This window comes from Fischerella major NIES-592 (genome assembly GCF_001904645.1).
Taxonomy (GTDB): domain Bacteria; phylum Cyanobacteriota; class Cyanobacteriia; order Cyanobacteriales; family Nostocaceae; genus Fischerella; species Fischerella thermalis.
In genome coordinates this window covers 16,365-39,102 of the sequence record NZ_MRCA01000018.1, presented here as the reverse complement: position 1 = coordinate 39,102, position 22,738 = coordinate 16,365, and the positions used below count along the sequence as shown (strand labels likewise).

The window sequence follows — 22,738 nt, the reverse complement described above, 5'->3', positions numbered from 1 at the left end:
TTGTGTCTTTGTGGTGAAAAAGATTATTTTTGAAACACTAAGACACTAAGACACTAAGTACAGCTTCATAAACCTTGCAAACCTGTATCCGCATATCTGCATTGTCAATTATTTGCTTGCATGGTTGCAATAGCTCATCTCGTCGGCGTTTAAGTTGTCGTCGCTCAATGCCATCTCGACGACCCTACATTTTTTCTATTGATCGTTGCATTTTACATCAATCTTCATAACAATCAAAACATTTGTGGTAAATCTGCATACACAATAGTTTCCAGAACACCATTGAAGCGATTATGTCTCAACCAACGATAGAGTCAATCCTCCAAGAAAAACGCTTATTTTACCCAACTCCAGAATTTTCCCAGAATGCCCATATCAAAAGCTTAGAACAATATCAGCACCTCTACGAAAAAGCCAAAGCCAATCCTGAACAATTCTGGGCAGAATTAGCAGAACAAGAATTAAACTGGTTTGCGAAGTGGGAGAAAGTTTTAGATTGGCAACCACCGTTTGCCAAGTGGTTTGTGAACGGTAAAATTAATATTTCTTACAATTGTCTTGACAGACATTTAACTACTTGGCGCAAAAATAAAGCTGCGATCATTTGGGAAGGAGAACCAGGAGACTCACGCACCCTCACCTACGCCCAACTACATCGGGAAGTTTGTCAATTTGCCAATGTGCTCAAACAATTGGGAGTACAAAAGGGCGATCGCGTTGGTATTTATATGCCGATGATTCCCGAAGCTGCGATCGCGATGTTAGCCTGTGCGAGAATTGGCGCACCCCACAGTGTTGTATTTGGTGGTTTCAGTGCCGAAGCTTTACGAGATCGATTAATAGATGCCCAAGCGAAACTAGTAATCACTGCTGATGGTGGTTGGCGTAAAGATGCGATCGTTCCCCTCAAGGAACAAGTAGATAAAGCACTAGCAGATGGTACTGTCTCGACTGTGCAAAACGTCTTAGTTGTCAGTCGTACCAATCAAAAAACTAACATGGAACCAGGACGTGACCATTGGTGGCATGATTTGCAAAAGGGTGTGAGCGCAGATTGTCCCGCCGAAGAGATGGACAGCGAGGATATGCTGTTTATTCTCTACACTTCTGGTAGTACCGGCAAACCCAAAGGCGTTGTGCATACAACTGCTGGATACAATTTGTATACTCACATGACCACCAAATGGATTTTTGATCTGCAAGATACCGATGTATACTGGTGTACTGCGGATGTCGGTTGGATTACGGGACACAGTTACATTGTTTATGGGCCGCTTTCCAACGGTGCCACAACGGTAATGTATGAAGGCGCCCCCCGTGCTTCTAATCCTGGGTGTATGTGGGATGTCATTGAAAAGTATGGCGTGACGATTTTTTATACTGCACCTACAGCGATTCGTGCCTTTATCAAAATGGGTGAACATTTACCCAAAGCCCGCAATTTGTCTTCTCTGCGTTTGCTGGGAACTGTAGGTGAACCCATTAACCCGGAAGCTTGGATGTGGTATCACAGGGTGATTGGTGGCGAACGCTGTCCGATCGTCGACACATGGTGGCAAACAGAAACTGGTGGAATCATGATTACACCGCTTCCAGGGGCTATTCCTACCAAACCTGGTTCTGCAACTCGTCCTTTCCCGGGAATATTAGCCGATGTGGTGGATCTGGAAGGTAATTCTGTTGGCGACAATGAAGGTGGCTATTTGGTAGTTCGCTATCCTTGGCCTGGGATGATGCGGACAGTATACGGCGATCCGGAACGCTTTCGCCGTACTTATTGGGAACATATTCCCCCAAAAGATGGGCAGTATATTTATTTTGCAGGCGATGGTGCAAGACGAGATGAAGACGGTTATTTCTGGGTAATGGGTCGTGTTGATGATGTCATTAATGTATCAGGGCATCGTTTGGGAACAATGGAAATTGAATCAGCCTTAGTTTCCCACCCTGCGGTGGCTGAGGCGGCTGTGGTAGGTAAACCAGATGAACTTAAAGGGGAAGAAATAGTTGCTTTTGTGACTTTAGAGGGTGGTAATAATCCGAGTGAAGCACTCAATAAAGAACTCAAACAGCACGTCGTTAGTGAAATTGGTGCGATCGCTCGTCCCGGAGAAATTCGTTTTACCGATGCTTTGCCTAAAACCCGATCTGGTAAGATTATGCGCCGCTTATTGCGGAATCTTGCTGCCGGACAGGAAGTATCAGGTGATACTTCTACCCTGGAGGATAGAAGTGTGTTAGATAAGCTGCGAGAAGGGGCGTAGCACTGCTAGTTTTTTACTCTGTGTCCTCTGCGTCTGTGCAGTTTAATGTAACTTATTTAACCACAGAGGCACAGAGAACGCACCAGAGAAGAGTAGAGATGGGAAAATTGTTAACATATTTATTTATATATAAATCCCAAATAATAGAAAAATTACTGCGTGATGAAGCCAAACAATTCTTTTCAGCCAAGATTGGCTCAAACTGCTTGTTACTTGAGTTTGGGTATTTTGATTGTCACAAATACCTTTGAGTCTGCTTTTGCACAAGTACGTAATCCTGGTACTGCTAAACAACACACCCAGGAGCAAATACTAGCGCAATTTTCCGACGCTAACAGTGGACAGCAAGAGCGATCGCAACTAATTAGAACAGCAAATACTTTATTTAGCCAAGGTGATTTAGCTGGTGCAGAAGAGAATTTACGTAAATTAATTAAGAAGTATCCCAAAGATGCTTTTGGCTATTACCAGTTAGGTAATGTCTTGTTTCGTCAGGAGAAAAAAGACGAGGCAATTAAACAATATCAAGAAGCAATTCGCTTAGATTCTAAATACGCGCTTGCACACAATGGTATTGGACTTGTTTTTGCCAGTCAAGAACAATGGGAAGAAGCGATTGCAGAATATAATAAAGCACTAGCAATTAATCCCAATTATGGTGATGCACTGACTAATTTAGCTCAAGCATTTTGGGAAGTTGGTAAACGCGAAGAAGCGATCGCATCTTTAGAAAAAGCATTGAGTGCTTTTAAAGCCCAAAATAAACCTCGAAAGGTAGAACGAATTCAAGAGATTTTACGTCAGCTCAAACCTAACGATGACCCGACTGTATCGTGAAAATCCTTAACCACGTCAATCTCCCAAATAAATACCCAAACCACGAGCAGTTTTCACTAAAGTATCCTCTGGGTTGACAGCTCTATATTGAGCGATCGCCTCAGCAATAGGTACACTGAGAACCTGGCGATTTTGCCATGTTAGCATGTAATCGTACTTACCTTCTTCTATAAGATTTACCGCAGCTACACCAAAGGCAGCTGCCACAAGTCGATCTAGTGGTGAAGCGGTTCCACCGCGTTGGATGTGTCCTAAAACTGTGACTCGGGTTTCTACACCAATGCGATCGCTAAGTTGATCGGCTAAGTATTGACCTATACCACCATATCGACATTGACCCAAACGATTTGTCATTGTGAGAGTTTCACCATCTTGAGTACGAACCGCTTCGGAAGCAATAATTAAGCAATAGTTTTTGCCTTGGTCTTGGCGCTGTTTAATTTGGGAGCAAATCTGGTCAATCGTATAGGGAATTTCTGGAATTAAAATCACATCTGCTCCCCCAGCAATTCCCGCAGCAATGGCTATATGTCCCGCATCACGACCCATGACTTCTAAAATCATGACTCGACTGTGAGAAGCAGCGGTAAAATGTAAGCGATCAAGTGCTTCTGTGGCAATGTTAACTGCCGTATCAAAACCGATCGCATGTTCGGTAATACCAATATCATTATCAATTGTTTTGGGAATACCCACTAAATTAATGCCGCCTTGTTGGGCTAAATGACGCAGAATAGCCAAGCTACCATCGCCACCAATCCCAATCAAAGCATCTAAATCTAGTTGATGGTAGCCTGCAATGATTTCTTCAGAGCGATCGCATACAGTACCATCAGGCATAGGAAAAGCAAAGGGATCGCCTTTGTTGGTGGTTCCTAACATTGTTCCACCAGAAGTTAACAGTGGGTCAACTTGGTCGATTTCCAGTTTGATAAATTGCGGTGGACGCGCCATTAATCCTAGAGTTGCTTGACGAATTCCCAGTACTTCCCAACCTTTTCCACAAGCACAATGAACAACAGCTCTGATGGCCGCATTTAAACCAGAGCAATCTCCTCCACTAGTAAGAATGCCAATACGCTTGTATTTTGCCATATGTTTTTTTACATTTCCTGCGTGAAATATATTTAGTAGTAGATTAAACGATGAGCAGCATTCCAGCGCGAAAAAATTTAAAGTGATTTTATATATTTAAACTCATCTCCCGACTGTAGACCCTACGGACAATTTCGCGAACCCCGTTGTGGATTGGACATTAGACCTATCTTGCAGGTCTATTCATCACCTAATACCGTTTCACCATAAGTCTGATACATTTGGCGACAAGGCAGACAAGGGAGATAAGGAAGGGGATTTGTATCAAGAATTTTGTGAAATGGTATAACTCTCTTTTTTCTGATAAGTGACTCTTTCCAGAGGTATCAAACTTTTTTGTCAAGTCTTATTGACCTTTTGTAACAATATTGTTATATTTATTTACATAAAGAAACAAATAAAGGAAACAAGCTATGTACACCACTGTTAATGAAGACGGCGTTCTCAACAATTACGCAACTGAACCCAAGATGTACTACGCCGAGTATCCTGCAATTTGGGAACAACGCAAATACGTTATCCAAGCTGTTTTTGCTTCAGCCATTGTCAGTACTTTGGTTTTAGTTGCTTTTAGCGTTAGTTAAGATTTTCTTTCTCGCGATATCTCTTATTGTCATTCGTTCTTCTCTGCGTTACCTCGGTTGGTTTCACCGGGGTTTTTTGTTGTGGGGTGCGTAAACACTTAGCAGCTTCTCGAAGATCGTCTCCTAATTATAATATCGGCAAAAAATAGTAAGTTTTCTGGAAAGGCAAGCAGTCAAGTTGTAGATATTCATATAGACCAATGCGATCGCTGTTTAGGAGTGAACAATAAGAAAGAGTTGAATTTTATTGATTGCTGAATTGGTCTAGAAACCGAAGAATCACGGCTATCTGATTCGTATCAACCTCAGTCCATGCATAGATTATTCAACAAACTTTTGTCTTACATGCTGATCGCTACCTTAATCGGCTGTACCACTCAACAGAATGAGCAAGTACAGCAAACACGTACATCTGAGTACACCTCGGGCGATCAGCGTCAGTGTTCGCGTGTTGAGGTGCGCCAGAATAATGGTAAAACCGAGGTTAAGCACTCAACTGATTGTTAACAGCAAGCTGCAATTTTCACCGTCATTCATACTTCTCCTCTTCGCCCCGGTACTTAAGCCGGGGTTTTTTTAGATGCTATCGATAGAAAACCTTAGTAGTCGCGTGCGTTATCATAAAGCGCGATCGCGGCGTTTGAGAATAGAAATATGAATTAGTGGGATCGCTATAGAATGTCCAAGATGTGCATCAAGTATTTACCAATCTACAGGTAAACCTAATCTTTCCAAAGTATCAGTTTCTTGTAATAATGGCTGAATATCACCATCTATATGAATACGTCCTCCAGAAAGCACTAAAGCACGTTGAGTAACTTTCCCTAACCAGTGCAAATCGTGGGAGGCGATTAACATGACTTTACCTTGCCACTTTAATAACATTTGAGCAAAGTGACGCCGCCATGCGGGATCAAGACCATTGGTTGGTTCGTCCAAAATCAAAATATCTGGTTCCAATGCTAAAATTGCAGCTAAGGCAGCAAGGCGTCTTTGTCCTCCAGACAGTTCATGAGCAGAACGATTGGCATAAGCTTCTAAACCAAAATCAGCTAATAGATTTCTAGCTTTATCAATGGCGATCGCTGGTGATACACCATAATTACGTGGTCCAAAGGTAATATCTTCAAGAATAGTGGGCATAAATAGCTGATCGTTAGCATCTTGAAAACCAAAACCAATTTGACGACGTATTTGGGCTAAGGTTTTTGGTTCTAAGGGAATATTATTAATCCAAATCTTCCCTGCTTGGGGTTCTTTTAAGCCGATTAGGTTCTCAAGCAGAGTACTTTTACCCGAACCAGTCGGTCCCATGAGTGCGACGCGATCGCCTGCATTTAAGGTAAAAGAAATTTCTCGTAAAACTGGTTCACGTGTAGAATACGCATACACTAAGTCTTGAACCACTACAGTTTGTGACATTTTAGTTAGTTGGTGGTTGTTAATTAATGGTTGACCATTGACAATGGACAAATGACCAATGACCAATGACAAATTAATTATTTACCAATACAAAACCGACTAAAAATCCTATCTAAGACAGATTCTGTTACCTCTTCTCCTGTAATTTCCCCTAGAGCGTGAATTGCTCCACGTAAATCAATTGTCCAAAAATCAAGAGGTAATTGCTGAGCAATTGTTGCCTGCACTTGTTCTAAAGATGTTTTTGCTTTGACGAGTGCGGCGGCTTGTCTTTGATTAATTGCCAAGTCCATGTCAGCAGCTTGGATTTTCCCTGCTTGCACTTGCTCTAAAATCGCTGCTTCTAGAGCTGCAATTCCTTGATTTTGTGCCACTGCTGTTTTTACAACTTGGCTAATTTCTCTGGGATACTGCACTGTTTCTGCTGCTGCTAGGTCAATTTTATTGATCACCAAAATCAAGGGACGATGTTTTACCTGTGCGTAAATTTCTTGGTCGTCTGTTGTCCATCCTGCGGAAGCATCAATGGTGAGCAGGACTAAATCGGCAGCTTGTGCAGCACTGCGGGAACGCTCGACACCAATTTTTTCTACTTGGTCTTCTGTAGCTCGAATACCCGCAGTATCTAAGACCTGTACAGGAATTCCACCAACGACTAATTGTGATTCCACAACATCACGAGTTGTACCAGGTAGATCGGTGACAATGGCGCGATCGCTTCTACTCCAGGCATTCAACAAACTTGATTTTCCCACGTTCGGACGCCCGACAATCGCGACTTTTAGACCTGTGCGTAGCAGTTCGCCTTGCTCGGCAGTTGCCAGTAACTTAGCTATTTCTGCTGAAATTTTCTCAACTTCTGATATAATAGTTTTATCATCCAGCGGAGCTAAATCTTCCTCAAAATCAATCCGCGCTTCAATTTCCGCTAAAATATCCAAACATTGACTCCGTAGTTGTCGGATTGGCTGAGCGAGTTTACCTTGTAAACCAGCTAAAGCAGTTTGTGCAGCCTGGGGTGATCGCGCTCCGACTAAATCAGCTATACTTTCGGCCTGGGTTAAATCTAGCCGTCCATTTAAAAACGCCCGCAAGGTAAATTCTCCTGGCTGCGCTAGTCTAGCACCGTTTTCTAAACATAGTTGCAACACCTGCTGTACTGCCATAATTCCCCCGTGGCAATGAAACTCTACAACATCTTCACGGGTATAAGAGCGGGGCGCTTGCATAATCAGCAGTAGTGCTTCATCGACCAGTTGTCGTGTTCGGGGATGACGAATATAACCGTAGAGAATGCGGTGGCTTTCCCAAACTTGACGCCCAGGCGCATGAAAAAGGGTTTTGGCAATGGGTATTGCTTCTGAACCAGATACGCGCACAATCCCAACGCTACCTTGTTGGGGGACAATAGCAGTTGCGATCGCAGCAATGGTTCCAGTTGTGGCAAAAATTTCCGACATCAGCGCCTTTTTCAGGAATCAGGAATTGAGTCTATTGTCTGATTGTAGTGAGTTTATGTAGTCGCCTGTGTTTGAAATGGGTGTGGGGGTGTAAGGGTATAAGAGTGTAGGAGGAATCCTATTATCATCTTATTATGGGCGAAAAGTCTGTGAATTAATGACTTTCGACTCTGCACGGCGGTCATGATTTTAGAAATATTACATCAATGTTTCTAGGAGCAGTGACAAGGTTAAGATTTATGAGAGGAGCTAAAGTGTTTTTGCTTAGCAGCAATCATGACTGTAATCAAGGAGGTCAGCGTGGAAGAGGGTAAAACAAATAATCCCCAAGCCAGCGACAAAGAGAATGTCAAGGATGAGAAAGCTTATTTAGAGGAGACTTCTAAGTTTATTGAACAGACTTCTTTAGACAAAATGCATGAGATTGCTGAAGCTGCAAGACTCAAAAAACTCATGGAACCACCAAAATGGATATTACCAGAAGATTAATGCTCTTAAATTAGTTTTGTAGTGGTGATGTCTTCTTACCCCTTCAGCATTTTCAGTCTTTGATTTTGCTATTCCAGAGGGGTAAATTTTATTAAAAGTTTTTAAATCGAATCTGGGTCTACACCTAATTCTCGCAGTTTTGCCGCCAGGCGATCGCTTCTTTGTTTTTCCTGTTCTGCAACTTCTTCTGGAGTGGGAACCAGTTCCCCTGCTGCTGTCAAAAAGCGTAATTTTTCTTGATAAATTCCCAAGAATAAATTTAGTTGTTGACTCCACAACCAGCCTTGAGGATTGGGTTCAATCGGTTGATAAGTTCCACCAACTAAGATAAATCCAGCAAATTCTAAATTATGCGGATCAAACCAGAAGTACTCCGGTGTGCGAAAGATATCTTGATATATCTGTTTTTTTAAGCCTTTATCAGTTGCTACTGTTGAACTTGAGAGCAGTTCAATAATTAAATTTGGATACTTACCATCTTCTTCCCAAACGACCCAACTTTTACGCGGTTTGCGTTCAGTTCCCAATACCATGAAAAAATCAGGTCCCCGGAAGTCTTCAGATTTGCGCTGACGAGGGCTATAGTAGATGGTAAGATTTCCCCCACAGTAAAAGTCGGTGCGGTTTCGCCACCACAATTCTAAGCATTGAAGCAGCAAGATTATTTGCCGCAGATGTAAATCAGATTCCAAAGGCGGTTCATCACTGTCTAAATCACCAGGAGGAAATATAATAGCATCTTCCGGTGTTTCTAATTCTGGGGTTTCTATCTCTTTAGCAACGGACATAGCTGCAAGTGTATGGGTGCTGTAAGTTTAGGGTAGCAGTTATACAATATGAGGCTCAATATCCAGTATTGCTTGAACGCATTAATCCTCTTCCTTAAACATCTAAACCCACCACTGTTAACTGCGGCGGATGCTCAACCATAAACTGATAATATATCTCCTGTTTCCCCTGAGCAGGAATCATCAAATCCCATTCCAACATCCCCATCTCACCAAGTTGAATTGAAGGGTTGCTGCGAGTTAGTCGTACTTTGATTTGTTCGTTGCGACTGACTGGTAGTTGTTCAGTTAATTTTAAAGTTGCTGGTTGGTTGAGCAAATTGGTAATTAATAATCGATAAGCATAAGTAATTCTGCGGTTATTACCAATTAATTTTTTATCAACTTGCCGCTCAACTAACTCACGCTCAATTTTCAAACCTTCGTCGATACCTAAGTTAACATTAAACTCTTGTCCTGGTACAATATTTTCTAGCTGAGTAATACCCACAAAAATATTGTCGCGGTAAATATTTGCTTTACCAGGTAACAAAGTCGCACCTTCTGAACTATTTTTGACCTTTGCTTGCAGATAGGCAAAACTCACCAAGCGCGGCATTGCTATGTAATTAAAAGTACATGGAAAATCATCATGGAAAATTGTAGTTTTGTGGGGTGTGCCGTCACTAGGTATATTCCCGCTACTACTCAGTTTAAAAGTAACTACACTCCCTTCTCTAGATACTTCTGCTACCACAGTTTCGGCTGCTATGTCTTCTTTTACTTCTTCGCTTCCTGGTGCTGGACTTGGCATAGCAGTCTCCACTTCTGCGGCTCCTAACTGATGCCTAGCACGCATAGGTGCGGCCGTCATGACGTAATCATACTGTCTCGGAATAGGTATGTCAATATACCAGGGTTCAAGTTTTGGTGGCAGTGTACCTAATCCAGGTTTGGCGGTAGAAAGAGTCAGAGCTACACCCAACCAATCTTCGCCTGTGCTTTGGGTTACTTCTGCTAAATAACCAAGGTTGACAACATTACTAGTACTACTTACCCGCAGGTCATACAAAGGAGTCCAACTGGCACGACTAACTAGGTAAGATACTTCTAGCTCAAACTCTCCTGCACCCGCAGGTTCTATCCCGACACTCAAGCTTAAACTTTCTTTGGGATGGGGTGTTTGGATAGTTTGTAACTGCTGGCGGAGTGCTTGTAATTGTTTATCTAATTCTTGCTGACGGGTTTTGCATTCTGCTGTGGCGATCGCATACTCTGTATACTGACTTCCCAAAAAGTTAACAAAATCCAAAGTCTCACTCAGATTGAGATTTTTTCGAGCCAGACTGATCGAAAATTGTTCTTCTGTTTTCTCACGCAAACCTTGGATAAAACTCGACTGCAACGCTAAAGCATCAACTTGTGCTTGCAGATGTTGCCATTCTGCTTCTAGTTGTTGGATTTGTTGAGTCAATTGAGCAACTTTTGCTGCTACAGGTTCGGTAGAAAAGATGCGATCGCATTTCACTTCCAACAAGCGCACTGCTACCTTTCCCTTTCCACTAACCCTTACCGACTCTGTTTCCACAATATCTGGCAGTGGAGTTACTACTAATTCTTTTTCCTGCCCCGTTAAGGATACAATACCTCTTCTTGTTACCAAAGCTTTGTCAGAGTAAACCGTCACTGCCACAATCTGACTTGTTACAATTTTTTGCACAGATGGTATTTCTGGGTTCACCACTGCCAGTTTCCCCCTATGTTTTTATATAGACGTGCTGGTTAATTTTGCAGGTTTACAGGTCTAACCGTCAAGATTTAGTTTTTGGTAGTTAGTGGTTAGTAGTTAGTGGTTAGTGGTTTTTATTACCCCTCACACCCCACCCTTACGGGAAGCCGCTACGCGTCTACACACCCCACCCTTACGGGAAGCCCTCCGGGTACTCTTCGAGAAGCCGGGCTTCGCCCGTCTACGGGGGTTCGCAATCGTGACGGGAAGCGGAGCCAGTGCGGTGGACGGGTCTCCCGGCATAAAGCACCTGGCGTCCAAGACTGCGACCCCCCTCACCGCTACCGCGTCTACACACCCCTCACAGCCCTCACACCCCTCACACTCCCCATCACCCCATCACCTCACACTTCCACTTCTACCCCTTAGAAAGGGTAAAATAAAAAATGGCTCCCTGATTAACTGCTGCTTCCGTGAATTCATAGCGAAATCCCTATACCAAAACTCTGCGTCCCTTTGCGCCATCCTCTGCGACCCTCTGCGTTTAATAACGCTATGCTTTTAAGCAAAACTGTACTAACTATATCCACATCTATTTCAAGTTGAGGTTGCTGTATAGGGGAGGTTATAGCCAAGAAAAATGACATTTTCCTTCTATGTCTCCCCTGTTTGCAAGTCAGACAAAATTACTACAGAATTTCATTTTTAACCTTCCTAGTGAAAATCCAAACTTGCAAATTGCAAACTTTAGTTGATGCCGCTTTCCTCATGCTTCTCACTACTAGAAACAGCAGTTTGCTCAACAATTTGTTTAGCTGCATCTAGTAGATACTCAAAATAGGTACGAGCAACAATAGATAGTTGTTTCCCTGATGGATAGACCATGTACCAGTCTCGTTTAATGGGAAAGTGTTCTACATCTAGGATGGTTAAATCTCCGCTATCTGGTAGCAGGGTATGACGAGATAAAACAGAAATTCCTAAACCACCAGCTATGGCATGTTTAATTGCTTCGTTGCTTCCCAATTCTAGTTTAACCTTTACAGTTACCCCATGCTGGTCAAACAATTGCTGCACAGCACGGCGTGTTCCTGAACCTGGTTCCCGCATGATAAAAGGTTCATCAGCCAGACGTTGGATAGGGATATTTTTTTCTTTCGACAGAGGATGATTAATTGGTGCTAAAACAACTAGGGGATTTTCCAAAAACTGTTGATAACTTACATCCAAATGTTCTGGCACCTGACTCATGATATACAAGTCGTCCATATTGTTAGTCATGCGTTCCAGAATGCCTTCATGATTTGTCACTTGTAGTGATATCTCAATCCCTGGATAAAGTTGACAAAAAGGTCCTAACAAACGTGGTATAAAATATTTAGCTGTGGTAATTACTGCTAAGCGTAATTGTCCTTGTTTTAGCCCTTTTAAATCCGCCACCTTCATTTCAAACTGGGCTATAGTATCGAAAATTTGCCGGCAAGTGGCGTATAATTCCCGTCCAGCCTCCGTCAAATACAGGCGCTTACCTACCTGTTCAAATAACGGCAAACCTACTGATTTCGTTAGTTGCTTGATTTGCATAGAAACAGTAGGTTGGGTAAGAAATAGTTCTTCAGCGGCACGTGTAAAGCTACCGTGTCGCGCCGCTGCCTCAAACACCTTCAATTGGTGCAACGTCGCTTGGTTCAAGGGTGATTCTCCTCTACTAATGGCAACTTCAAGTAATGAGTTGTAAATATAGATATTAATCTATGCCTGTTATTATTAGATAGGTATTTAACTTATAGAATTAAAAAGTTATTATCAGAACAACAAGCAAAGCGTAAGATGCCTTCCAGCCAACGTTGCACACTTTAGAAGGTGCTTTTTGGGGATAGTAAACAACGTTGTACTAACCTCTTCCTACTGGGTGTGTACAACGTTTTTTTATTCATCACATTTGTTATGATTCCTCCTGTATTTTTACAGGTAATGTAGATAAATCTGGCAACTGGAGTAATTCTGCCTCAGCAACTGGCTCTTTAATATTGAGTGGCAATCTCACAGGTTGACGTTCTTCTAGCCAGCAACTTGCGACTGGTAGAGTTTTCTCTAATTCATCAAGCGGTCGAGGGATTACCATTACAGCATTTAGTTCTCCAATACGTTCTGCCTCGTACATGCCTGCTTCTACTGCTACTGCAACATTTGCTACAGAGCCACGAATAATGGCTGTACACAAACCTGAACCGATTTTTTCATAGGCTGCTAGCTGGACATCAGCAGCTTTGAGCATGGCATCAGCAGCTCCTACCATTGCAGGAAAACCCCGCGTTTCTACTAAGCCAACTGCTTGATTACTCAAACGACTATAAGTACCATCTTCAGTGATTGCATTGAGACGACTATTGATCGGTAACACTATTTCTAGGTTGGGAAATGGTCTAGGAATGACTAAGCTAGAAACAAACTGATCGAACTGTTTAGCAGTTTGCTCACCAGCTTCTACCGCTAGACGGACATCAGCGATCGCTCCTCTGACAATTGCAGTACAATGACCACTACCAATTTTTTCATATCCGACTAGGTGAACCCCAGCGGATTTAAGCATCATATCTGCCGTACCTACTATGGCCGGAAAACTGCGAGTTGACACTAGCCCTAAAGCACTATCCCTAAGTATATTTCGACGAGATGTCTGGGCATTGTATGCGTCCATGTGAATTCTCCAGGATATTCAAACCGACAACTTACAATTAACACTTACTCAGACTGCTCGTCAGAAGAGGGCTTTTTCAAGGATTGCCGATGCGGAAATAAAGTGATCAACAATTGCTGGATGCTTCCCTGTCCGTAAATGTGAGTACCGATATTATTTGGAGATTCAGTGGTAGGCTCTTGTTTACCCTGAGTGTCCAGTTGTGAGTCCTGAGTAGCGGAAGATAGGGAGGAATTTGATTGAGAGTTCCACAAGTCTTCTTGTATGTCTATGTCCTCTTGCCTAGAAGCAGGATTTGTAGTAGATGGTTGTGGCTGTTGGGTTTTTTCAGTTACTGCGACAGAATCACTCCAATGGCGACTGTTGTCTCCAAGAAGTGAACCCGGTGCAACTACTTGTCCAGGAGCGACGGAACAATTAAACACTGTTGTTGCTGAACCGATGCAGGCATTTGCACCAATTTTACCACTACCAATCATGAGGAAACCGGCTCCCAGGTTTGCCCCAGTTTCTACTTCTAGGGTTCCTTCATGAACTTTGAGGATTGACCCCATACCAATACAAACCCCTGATCCAATAATAATCTTACTGCTTGGAGCCGCTTGCAGTATCACCCCTGGCGCAATCACAGCACTCGGATGAATCATTACCTCGCCACTGATGTAGGAGTCAAAGTTATTACCCAGGCGCAGTGGCGGCACAGACATGGAATTTTTAACCTCGGAAGCCAGGATAGATGTGAGTGGGGGAGTGGGGGGAGTGGGGGGAGTAAAACAAATATTTTATCCTCATACCCCTTATACCCCTCATACCCCTAATTACGGGCGCTGAACAATCAGCTCTAATACCCGACGCTTGACTTTGGGGTCAATACCAATCAAGCGCACGTATTCGCCTTGGTATTCGTTCATGTAGCCTTCTAATGCTGCGATCGCTTCCCTGATGCTATTAGCCTGAATTTGTCCACAGCTAGCCCAGGAACCTGTACGGAAACGTCTCCCGTCTACGTGTTCCGCGCTAATTTTAAAGCCTCCAGCCAACAGTTGCTGTAGTTGTTCTATTGCTTCGGAACTTAATTTGCTGCTAGTTGCTGTTGCTGTTGTGCCGCTAGCAGCATAAGAGGTTGTTGTAGCAGTTGATTTATTACTAGTTGTACTAACTGGACCGTTGGGACGCTGGATAATGCTTTCCAAAACGCGGCGTTTCGCTTTGGGGTCGATACCAATCAAGCGTACGTATTCACCTTGATGGTTATCCATACAATCTTCAAGAGCTGCAACCACATCCCCAGGAGAACTTGATTCAATGGGCTTACAGCTTTGCCACGAACCAGTGCGGAATCGGCGTTCATCGACGTGTTCTGTACCAATTTTGTAACCACCTGCTAACAACTGCCGGATTTGGTCAATTGTTTCGCTGCTGAGTCTGCTGCTACCATTGCTGTAGCTGCTGCCATTGCCGTTGTAGCTGCCATTGTTACTAGAATAAGCAGGAGCTTTAAAGGAACTTGATGCTTGAACAACACCATCGGGACGTTGGATAATGTTTTCCAACACACGCCGTTTGCCTTTGGGGTCGATGCCAAATAGACGGACATACTCGCCACTATGGTCTCTCAGACAAGCTTCCAAAGCTGCGATCGCTTCACCTAAGCTTCTCGCTTCAATTGGTTTGCAACTAGTCCAAGAACCTGTGCGGAACCGTCTTTGGTCTACGTGTTCTGTACCAATGTGATATCCTTGCTGTAACAAATAGCGTACTTGCTCTACTGTTTCCGCACCCAAGCTATTGCTAGACACCTCGTCGCTCCTTTCCAATACATCAACTTCTATGCTTGTATAAGAATTATTGAATTCATCACGAATAGCTCTAATACATTTACTATCCGCAGCACACAAATAACCTGCTCGTAGTGCCTGGTTAATCCCGACCACGTGATGGGCAAACTCCCTATCATCAGCTTGCACATCTGGCAAGCGATCCGCTTGTTGCTGGTTAGTAATTATTGCCCCTGAAGGAACATATTTACCTGGGGGAATTTCTACATCTTGAATTAAAGCGTGCATCATGACAATACAACCTGCTCCCACCCTGGCATTAAACACCGTAGAGCGAAAACCGATAAAACAGTCATCGCCTATGTAGCATGGCCCGTGAATTAAAGCCATGTGGGTAATACAGTTATTCTTGCCGATCCATACAGAGTATTCTTGTCGGTCATCACCAATTACCCGCCCTTTCTCCAAACCATGTACCACAACACCATCTTGGAGATTAGTGTTTTCACCAATATAAAAAGGCGTACCTTCATCTGCCCTCACCGACGTACCGGGCGCAATGATGACATTTGCTCCTATCCTGACATCCCCAATAATATTGGAGAATGAATGTAAAAATGCCGATGGATGTATTGTTGGCTCAGCTAAATTCCTTGACCACGGGGTTGGGGGAGCCGCCTCCGCGATACTGCGGGCTGCCATTGCGAGATTCCTCCTCAAAAACTGTTAGTTTTTAGTTATCATTTTTTAGTTGTTAGTTGTTTTTTTACTACTAACTACTAACGACTAACCACTAACCAAAGGTTATCGATATTGCTCTTTTTTGCTGTAAACCATGCGATCTTCAACATAAACTGTATCAATGATCGCTATGACAGCGGCATCTACTGGACGCTGTTCATTGCCAAGAATTTGACGAGCCGCACTACCACGACTCACAAGTACCCATTCATCTACCCCAGCACCAACACTATCGGCGGCTACTTCGTATTTTGGCAGAATGCGTCCTTCTTCATCTACGAACTGCAACAGCAGTAGTTTCACACCCCTGAGATTTGGATCTTTCTGAGTGCTAACTACTGTGCCGCGCACTTTGGCAATTTGCATTATGATTTATGGTCTTCTGCCGAAGGGACGAATTGCATTCACATTTTCACGGAACTGCTCTACATCTTCGGTGTAGCGAATTGGTAGAACGTACTCTAAGTTTTCATGGGGACGAGCAATGATGTGAGTAGACAAGACTTGTCCACCATTGACTCGCTTGACTGATTCGATTCCTGCTGCTACTGATGCTTGTACTTCGGAAACATCTCCCCGCACAATCACAGTGACACGACCACTACCGATTTTTTCATAACCCACTAAGGTTACACGAGCGGCTTTTACCATCGCATCTGCTGCTTCCACTACTGCTGGAAAGCCCAGCGTTTCTACCATTCCGACTGCAATTGACATATTCTTTTCAATCCTTAAGAAGCTTCCAACAAACAAAAACAAGCAAAGCCACAAAAATTCTAGATTTTAGATTTTAGATTTTGGATTAGGGTTTGCTAAATCTCAAGCCAAATCTCTCTCAATCTATTACCCCTTGAAGCGTTTGCCTGCGAAGTCAATCTAAAATCCATTTTGAAAAGCTTTAAGCCTCGCGCTACGCGAGGAACTTCGCTTTTCGCAAAACAATTATGTTAAGTGCGGAACTGCTCCACGGCTTCGGTGTACCGAATCGGTAGAACATACTCTAGATTCTCATGGGGGCGAGCAATGATATGGGTAGATACCACTTCACCGCCGTTGACTCTTCTAGCTGCTTCAACTCCTGCAGCTACTGAAGCTTGCACCTCAGAAACGTCTCCCCGCACAATCACTGTTACCCTAGCGCTACCAATTTTTTCATAGCCTACTAATGTAACGCGAGCGGCTTTCACCATCGCATCAGCAGCTTCAACTACTGCCGGAAAACCCTTTGTTTCAATCATTCCAACCGCAATAGGCATCGCAGGACTCCTACACAATTAATGCAATTAGTACTCTTTTGTGGAAATTTTTGACGGGGATGCTCATCTTGAGCTAATTAACTGTTCTCAACTTAAGCATAAGAAAGCTTGGCTTCCCTGACAATATAAATTAGTATAATAGTTTATAATAAAATAGTTTAAAAAAACTTAATATTTTTTGATTATGTGTATTCTACTCAACCAATGTTCACGGATTCCTAGAGTAGCTACTTCTGTTTTATAATTTTTTTATAATATTTCCTGAAACAACTTCATATAGACGTAAATCCAGTCTCTGGGGGAATGACAAGCAAGCTACAAAGCAGTATTGGTGTCTTTCCTCACCTTTTGCTATTTGTGCCTGATAATTTAAAAATGGAATTATAAGTTTTTATTATCAGTGATATAAATGCTTATTTTCGCATTAGAAATCTCTAGTTAATAAATGGAGGTTAGCATAGATTTAAATGAAAAAATATTTATAGGTAAAGATTGCTCTTTATTTCTTATTGATTAGACAGCAAAAGTCAAATAATGCTGTTTAATGAAATTTAAACGCTTTAATTATAGACTCTTACTTATCCATTTCATTTAGCAAGGCGAAGAATTACAAGCTGAGACATCAAGGACAAATTAAATGAATGAGTTTTTGTTCTCAACAACTTGGTGGATACCGTTTTATAGCTTATTAGGAGCAATTTTGACCTTGCCTTGGGCAATGGGAATAGTTCGCCGTACTGGCCCAAGACCCGCAGCATATTTTAATTTGTTGACGACTTTTTTGGCTTTTATCCATAGCCTGTTGGTCTTCAAGGATATTTGGAATCGAGAACCAGAATATTTTGTAATTAACTGGTTTAGTGCTGCGGATTTAAATATATCCTTTGCTTTGGAAATTTCACCAGTCAGTGTTGGGGCAACAGTTTTAATTGCAGGGCTAAGTTTCCTGGCACAAACTTACGCTTTGGGTTATATGGAAAAAGACTGGGGATTGGCTCGGTTTTTTGCCTTAATGGGCTTTTTTGAAGCAGCCCTAAGCGGCTTAGCAGTAAGTGATTCCCTATTTCTCAGCTATGCGTTGCTAGAAATGCTGACTCTTTCGACTTACTTGCTTGTAGGATTTTGGTACGCTCAACCACTGGTAGTCACAGCAGCACGAGATGCGTTTTTAACTAAGCGTGTAGGAGACTTGTTGTTGCTAATGGGGGTGGTAACTCTGTCTACGAAAGCAGGGAGTTTGAATTTTTCTGATTTATATGAATGGGCGCAAACAGTGCACCTTAGCCCATTAACTTCAAGTTTGTTAGGATTAGCATTGATTGCAGGACCTGCGGGTAAATGTGCTCAATTCCCGCTCCACCTATGGTTAGATGAAGCAATGGAAGGGCCGAATCCAGCTTCAGTGATGCGGAACTCAATGGTAGTAGCTGGTGGGGCCTATGTGCTTTACAAAATGCAGCCTATCTTAGCACTATCGCCCTTTGCTCTCAATACTCTCATAATTATTGGTACAGTAACGGCAATTGGTGAATCTTTAGTGTCGATCGCTCAAACTGATATCAAACGGGCACTATCTCACTCCACTAGTGCATACATGGGTTTGGTGTTTTTGGCAGTCGGCTTACAGCAAGGAGGCGTGGCTCTGATTTTACTGTTTACCCATGGGATAGCCAAAGCACTATTATTCATGAGTAGTGGTTCAGTAATTTACACCACCAGCAGTCAAGATTTAACAGAAATGGGCGGCTTATGGTCACGAATGCCGGCAACTACGACCGCTTTTGTAGTTGGTTCTGCTGGGATGGTAAGTCTGTTACCCTTAGGAAGCTTCTGGGCGATGTTGTCGTGGGCTGACGGCTTGGCAATAGTCACCCCTTGGGTACTGTGGGTACTAGTAATTGTGAATGGCTTCACAGCATTAAATTTAACAAGAGTATTCCGGTTAGTATTCTGGGGAGAACCACAACAAAAGACCCGTCGCGCCCCAGAAGCGCCTTGGCCAATGGCTTTCCCGATGGTAACTCTCACAATTCTTACCCTATTATTACCCATGATGTTGCAGCAGTGGTATCTCCTACCTACCTGGGAAAGCGTCAATTGGTATGTAGTGGCGATGCTGGTGTTGTCTACTCTCTTAGGAGTAGGTATTGGCTCTACAATGTACCTGCACAAAGCTTGGTCACGTTCTAGAATATTGGCTTGGAGACTGGTACAAGATTTGCTGGGATACGACTTTTACATAGATCGGATCTATAAATTTACAGTAGTTGGTGCAGTTGCCTTATTTTCTAAAATATCCGCTTGGAGCGATCGCTATCTAGTAGACGGTCTGGTTAACTTGATAGGATTTGCAGCAATTTTCGGTGGACAAAGCTTGAGATATAGCATATCTGGGCAATCACAAGGGTATTTACTCACTATCCTTGTCGGCATCAGTATACTAGGTTTCTTCATTAGCTGGTCACTAGGTTTATTAGAGAAATTGCCTTTTTAGTCAATTGTCAATTGTCAATGCTTGATTGTTGTTTGTTGGTTGTTGATGGTTAGTAGGGGCGAAGCATTTGTATAAGTATCTTTGCTGAAAACTAAATATCTTGTTACAAATGCACGCGGCCTACGGTGGTTAGTGGTTAGTGGTTAATGGCTTACTACTCCACCCTACGGGAAGCCGCGCACGGCGCGTCCATACACTCCCCCCATCTCCCCACCTCCCTTTACTTCCCTAATCCCCAATCCCCTATGCTCAGTGCTTTAATTTTACTGCCGTTATTAGGTGCGGCTTTAATTGGTTTCTTGCCTGTCGGCATAAATGGAAAACTATCCCGTACTATTGCTCTAGTCTTTGCTAGTTTGGCTTTTGCCTGGATAGTTTTCCTCGCAGTTCAGTTTAACCCCACCATAGTTAGTCAACAATTTGCTGAATTCCTACCTTGGATAGATGCTTTGGGTTTAAACTATCACTTGGGTATAGATGGTTTATCTTTGCCTTTATTATTTTTGAATGGACTTTTAACTGGCATTGCCATTTATAGTACAGACGAAGATATACAACGCCCACGATTTTATTACTCTTTACTATTGCTGTTAAGTGCGGGCGTCAGTGGAGCATTTCTAGCACAGGATTTACTACTATTCTTCCTGTTTTATGAGCTAGAACTGATTCCTCTTTATCTATTAATTGCCATTTGGGGCGGTCAAAGGCGCGGTTATGCGGCGACTAAATTTTTGATTTACACCGCTTTTTCTGGCATTTTAATCTTGGCAAGTTTTCTTGGGTTAGTGTGGTTGAGTGGTTCCCCTAGCTTTGCCCTAGAAAGTCTCAACAGCAAGGGTTTACCTTTAGCAACCCAAATTTTGCTGTTGGCAGGGATTTTAGTTGGTTTTGGCATCAAGATTCCCTTAGTTCCTTTCCATACTTGGTTACCAGATGCTCACGTAGAAGCTTCCACACCAATTTCAGTCCTGTTGGCTGGGGTATTGTTAAAGTTGGGAACATACGGCTTACTGCGTTTTGGCATGTACTTATTACCAGATGCTTGGAGATATGTAGCTCCCGCTTTGGCTACTTGGGCAGTAGTTAGTGTACTTTATGGTGCATCCTGTGCGATCGCCCAAAAAGACATGAAAAAAATGGTGGCATACAGTTCAATTGGACACATGGGTTACATCTTGTTAGCTGCTGCTGCTGCTACCCCATTAAGCATATTGGGAATTGTCATGCAAATGATTAGTCATGGTTTAATCTCTGCACTACTGTTTTTATTAGTGGGAGTAGTGTATAAAAAAGCGGGTAGCCGTGATTTAGATGTACTGCGGGGACTGTTTAACCCAGAACGAGGAATGCCTGTAGTTGGTAGCTTGATTGTAATTGGAGTTATGGCTAGTGCGGGCATTCCAGGAATGGTAGGATTTGTTGCAGAATTCGTCGTTTTTCGTGCCAGTTTTGCAGTTTATCCAGTGCAAACTTTGTTATGCATGGTCGGTACAGGATTAACTGCGGTTTACTTCTTACTTCTCACCAACCGCGCCTTTTTTGGGCGCTTATCAGCACAAGTCATCAACCTACCAAGAGTATATTGGAGCGATCGCACTCCAGCCATCATTCTAGCGGTATTGATTGTCATTTTAGGTATCCAACCTGCTTGGTTAACCCGTTGGAGTGAAGCAACAACAACAGCAATAGCCAATACTCAAAGCGTTGTTGCTCATGTTTCAGTGCAAGGGATCAGGAATTAGTGATCCATTGGTTATTTGTCACTATTTATTCTCCTCACACTCCCAGACGCTTCAAACAGCATGTCTCTACATTACTCCCCGCACTTCCTGTCCCCACTCCCTTTAATCAGGAGAACTGCAATGGTAACTACTACAAATAATCGTACTCGCCATCCATTAACGGAGTTTATTCAACGGTTGCAAACAGGCAAAGCGCTACTTCGCGACACCCCAGAAAATGTATTAGAAGTAGTTGGTATTCTCAAAAGCTACGGCGTTGTTTTAGATGCTTATTCAAAAAATCTTATCTATATTGCTGAAAATCAATTTTTAGTTTTTTTCCCTTTTTTCAAATATTTTAATGGCGAAATTTCTTTCCAGAAATTACTGCGTCACTGGTGGCATGATCGCATTAATTTTGAATACGCCGAATATTGCATGAAAGCCATGTTTTGGCATGGTGGGGGTGGACTAGATCAATATTTAGACACAAAAGATTTTCAGCAAAGAGCTGAAGCTGTGATTGCAGCTAAGTTTAAAAATAATCCCATAATGATGGGAATCCATCAACTTTTTCCTGATTTTTTAATTGAGCAGTTGCGCGTTTCTTGTTATTACAGTGGGTTAGGTCAATTTTGGCGGGTGATGGCTGATATTTTTCTCAGCTTATCAGACCTCTATGATCAAGGCAAAATTAAATCAATTCCGCAAGTTGTAGATCACATCAAACTTGGTTTAGTAAAAGCTGCACATAAGCCGATTACCTACTCTGTCAAAATTAAGGATAAAGTTTACGAAATTCTTCCCGCTAGCCTTGGCTTAACATTCCTTGCAGATACAGCAATTCCCTATGTAGAAGCTGTCTTCTTTCGAGGAACACCTTTTCCTGGCACAGTTTCTTACAATGCCCAAGCATATCAAATTCCACCAGATCAAGGTAGATTTCAGTACGGTGCTTTGTATGCTGATCCTCTACCCATCGGCGGCGCGGGTATTCCCCCCACATTGTTAATGCAAGATATGCGTCACTTTTTGCCAGAGTATTTGCATGAAGTATATCGCCGTAGTCTTCGGGGAGAAGATGATTTGCGAGTACAAATATGTATGAGTTTCCAAAAGTCTATGTTCTGTGTGACTACAGCAGCTATTTTGGGACTTATGCCTTACCCTGCGGATACTCAAGATCCACAAGAACAGGAACTTAACCGAGTTTATTTAGAAAAGTGGATGGATAGATTACAAACATCGCGATTGATGGATGTTAACGCGTAGCTAAATTGTTGACATATTACTAAAATCTTATTTGAGCGATCGCTTGTATGGCGTTGCTGAATCTGGTCATGAATTATGTTTGTATACATTTATGTAGAGACGTAGNCATTGCTACGTCTCTACATATC

Annotated in this window: 21 protein-coding genes; 9 read left to right on the top strand and 12 right to left on the bottom strand. The window is 42.7% G+C overall.

The genetic code is table 11. The annotated features are described in order from the left end of the window. The first annotated feature begins 293 nt into the window (after window positions 1-293). Together acs and NIES592_RS21615 are read left to right on the top strand one after the other, a co-directional pair. Complete coding sequence (gene acs, locus NIES592_RS21620) at window positions 294-2,264, top strand: acetate--CoA ligase (RefSeq protein ID WP_073556850.1); 1,971 nt, start codon at window positions 294-296, stop codon at window positions 2,262-2,264. Between the two features lie 162 nt (window positions 2,265-2,426). Continuing rightward, the gene (locus tag NIES592_RS21615) at window positions 2,427-3,101 is read left to right on the top strand and encodes a tetratricopeptide repeat protein (RefSeq protein ID WP_009457317.1); all 675 of its coding nucleotides are present in this window, start codon (window positions 2,427-2,429) and stop codon (window positions 3,099-3,101) included. 15 nt (window positions 3,102-3,116) lie between these two features. Here NIES592_RS21615 and NIES592_RS21610 read toward each other — a convergent pair whose 3' ends face one another. Beyond that, the gene (locus tag NIES592_RS21610) at window positions 3,117-4,196 is read right to left on the bottom strand and encodes an ATP-dependent 6-phosphofructokinase (RefSeq protein WP_073556849.1); all 1,080 of its coding nucleotides are present in this window, start codon (window positions 4,194-4,196) and stop codon (window positions 3,117-3,119) included. Between the two features lie 413 nt (window positions 4,197-4,609). On the opposite strand from NIES592_RS21610, the gene psb34 reads away from it, so the two are divergent. Continuing rightward, complete coding sequence (gene psb34, locus NIES592_RS24760; protein ID WP_143168395.1) at window positions 4,610-4,780, top strand: photosystem II assembly protein Psb34; 171 nt, start codon at window positions 4,610-4,612, stop codon at window positions 4,778-4,780. Window positions 4,781-5,092: 312 nt separating this feature from the next. Beyond that, window positions 5,093-5,287 carry a hypothetical protein gene (locus NIES592_RS21605; RefSeq protein WP_073556848.1) on the top strand — a complete coding sequence of 65 codons (195 nt, stop codon included), beginning with the start codon at window positions 5,093-5,095 and terminating at the stop codon, window positions 5,285-5,287. 195 nt (window positions 5,288-5,482) lie between these two features. Here NIES592_RS21605 and NIES592_RS21600 read toward each other — a convergent pair whose 3' ends face one another. After that, window positions 5,483-6,202: an energy-coupling factor ABC transporter ATP-binding protein gene (locus NIES592_RS21600; protein WP_073556867.1), complete on the bottom strand. Its 720-nt coding sequence runs from the start codon at window positions 6,200-6,202 to the stop codon at window positions 5,483-5,485. 77 nt (window positions 6,203-6,279) lie between these two features. Next, window positions 6,280-7,662 (bottom strand): tRNA uridine-5-carboxymethylaminomethyl(34) synthesis GTPase MnmE, encoded by a 1,383-nt coding sequence (gene mnmE, locus NIES592_RS21595; RefSeq protein WP_073556847.1) that lies wholly within the window; start codon window positions 7,660-7,662, stop codon window positions 6,280-6,282. Between the two features lie 276 nt (window positions 7,663-7,938). Here mnmE and NIES592_RS21590 point away from each other — a divergent pair, with 276 nt between their 5' ends. Then, a complete protein-coding gene (locus tag NIES592_RS21590) occupies window positions 7,939-8,151 on the top strand; it encodes a hypothetical protein (protein WP_062247823.1) in 213 nt (70 codons plus the stop codon). A 101-nt stretch (window positions 8,152-8,252) separates the two neighbouring features. On the opposite strand, the gene NIES592_RS21585 is transcribed toward NIES592_RS21590, so the two are convergent. Both NIES592_RS21585 and NIES592_RS21580 read right to left on the bottom strand, forming a co-directional pair. Continuing rightward, complete coding sequence (locus NIES592_RS21585) at window positions 8,253-8,939, bottom strand: Uma2 family endonuclease (protein WP_073556846.1); 687 nt, start codon at window positions 8,937-8,939, stop codon at window positions 8,253-8,255. 94 nt (window positions 8,940-9,033) lie between these two features. Next, window positions 9,034-10,662 carry a mucoidy inhibitor MuiA family protein gene (locus NIES592_RS21580; RefSeq protein ID WP_073556845.1) on the bottom strand — a complete coding sequence of 543 codons (1,629 nt, stop codon included), beginning with the start codon at window positions 10,660-10,662 and terminating at the stop codon, window positions 9,034-9,036. 105 nt (window positions 10,663-10,767) lie between these two features. Here NIES592_RS21580 and NIES592_RS24755 point away from each other — a divergent pair, with 105 nt between their 5' ends. Then, complete coding sequence (locus NIES592_RS24755; RefSeq protein ID WP_143168394.1) at window positions 10,768-11,076, top strand: hypothetical protein; 309 nt, start codon at window positions 10,768-10,770, stop codon at window positions 11,074-11,076. Between the two features lie 318 nt (window positions 11,077-11,394). On the opposite strand, the gene NIES592_RS21575 is transcribed toward NIES592_RS24755, so the two are convergent. The 7 genes from NIES592_RS21575 to NIES592_RS21545 form a co-directional block, all read right to left on the bottom strand. After that, the gene (locus tag NIES592_RS21575; protein WP_009457327.1) at window positions 11,395-12,339 is read right to left on the bottom strand and encodes a LysR family transcriptional regulator; all 945 of its coding nucleotides are present in this window, start codon (window positions 12,337-12,339) and stop codon (window positions 11,395-11,397) included. 253 nt (window positions 12,340-12,592) lie between these two features. Continuing rightward, complete coding sequence (locus NIES592_RS21570) at window positions 12,593-13,348, bottom strand: BMC domain-containing protein (protein WP_009457328.1); 756 nt, start codon at window positions 13,346-13,348, stop codon at window positions 12,593-12,595. A 44-nt stretch (window positions 13,349-13,392) separates the two neighbouring features. After that, window positions 13,393-14,055, bottom strand: coding sequence for a transferase (locus tag NIES592_RS21565; RefSeq protein ID WP_073556844.1), 663 nt, complete (start codon window positions 14,053-14,055; stop codon window positions 13,393-13,395). A 111-nt stretch (window positions 14,056-14,166) separates the two neighbouring features. Beyond that, complete coding sequence (locus tag NIES592_RS21560) at window positions 14,167-15,828, bottom strand: ribulose bisphosphate carboxylase small subunit (RefSeq protein ID WP_073556843.1); 1,662 nt, start codon at window positions 15,826-15,828, stop codon at window positions 14,167-14,169. Window positions 15,829-15,930: 102 nt separating this feature from the next. Continuing rightward, on the bottom strand, window positions 15,931-16,233 hold the full coding sequence (locus tag NIES592_RS21555) for a EutN/CcmL family microcompartment protein (protein WP_009457331.1): 303 nt from the start codon (window positions 16,231-16,233) through the stop codon (window positions 15,931-15,933). A 6-nt stretch (window positions 16,234-16,239) separates the two neighbouring features. Then, window positions 16,240-16,584: a carbon dioxide-concentrating mechanism protein CcmK gene (locus tag NIES592_RS21550; RefSeq protein WP_009457332.1), complete on the bottom strand. Its 345-nt coding sequence runs from the start codon at window positions 16,582-16,584 to the stop codon at window positions 16,240-16,242. A 230-nt stretch (window positions 16,585-16,814) separates the two neighbouring features. Further along, window positions 16,815-17,123 (bottom strand): carbon dioxide-concentrating mechanism protein CcmK, encoded by a 309-nt coding sequence (locus NIES592_RS21545; protein WP_009457333.1) that lies wholly within the window; start codon window positions 17,121-17,123, stop codon window positions 16,815-16,817. A gap of 637 nt (window positions 17,124-17,760) precedes the next feature. On the opposite strand from NIES592_RS21545, the gene NIES592_RS21540 reads away from it, so the two are divergent. From NIES592_RS21540 to NIES592_RS21530, 3 genes are all read left to right on the top strand, one after another. After that, entirely contained in the window at window positions 17,761-19,617 is a 1,857-nt protein-coding gene (locus NIES592_RS21540) for an NAD(P)H-quinone oxidoreductase subunit F (protein ID WP_062247830.1), read from the top strand. Between the two features lie 245 nt (window positions 19,618-19,862). Next, window positions 19,863-21,359: an NADH-quinone oxidoreductase subunit M gene (locus tag NIES592_RS21535; RefSeq protein WP_073556842.1), complete on the top strand. Its 1,497-nt coding sequence runs from the start codon at window positions 19,863-19,865 to the stop codon at window positions 21,357-21,359. Window positions 21,360-21,479: 120 nt separating this feature from the next. Continuing rightward, a complete protein-coding gene (locus NIES592_RS21530; RefSeq protein WP_062247833.1) occupies window positions 21,480-22,610 on the top strand; it encodes a CO2 hydration protein in 1,131 nt (376 codons plus the stop codon). The last annotated feature ends 128 nt before the right edge of the window (window positions 22,611-22,738 follow it).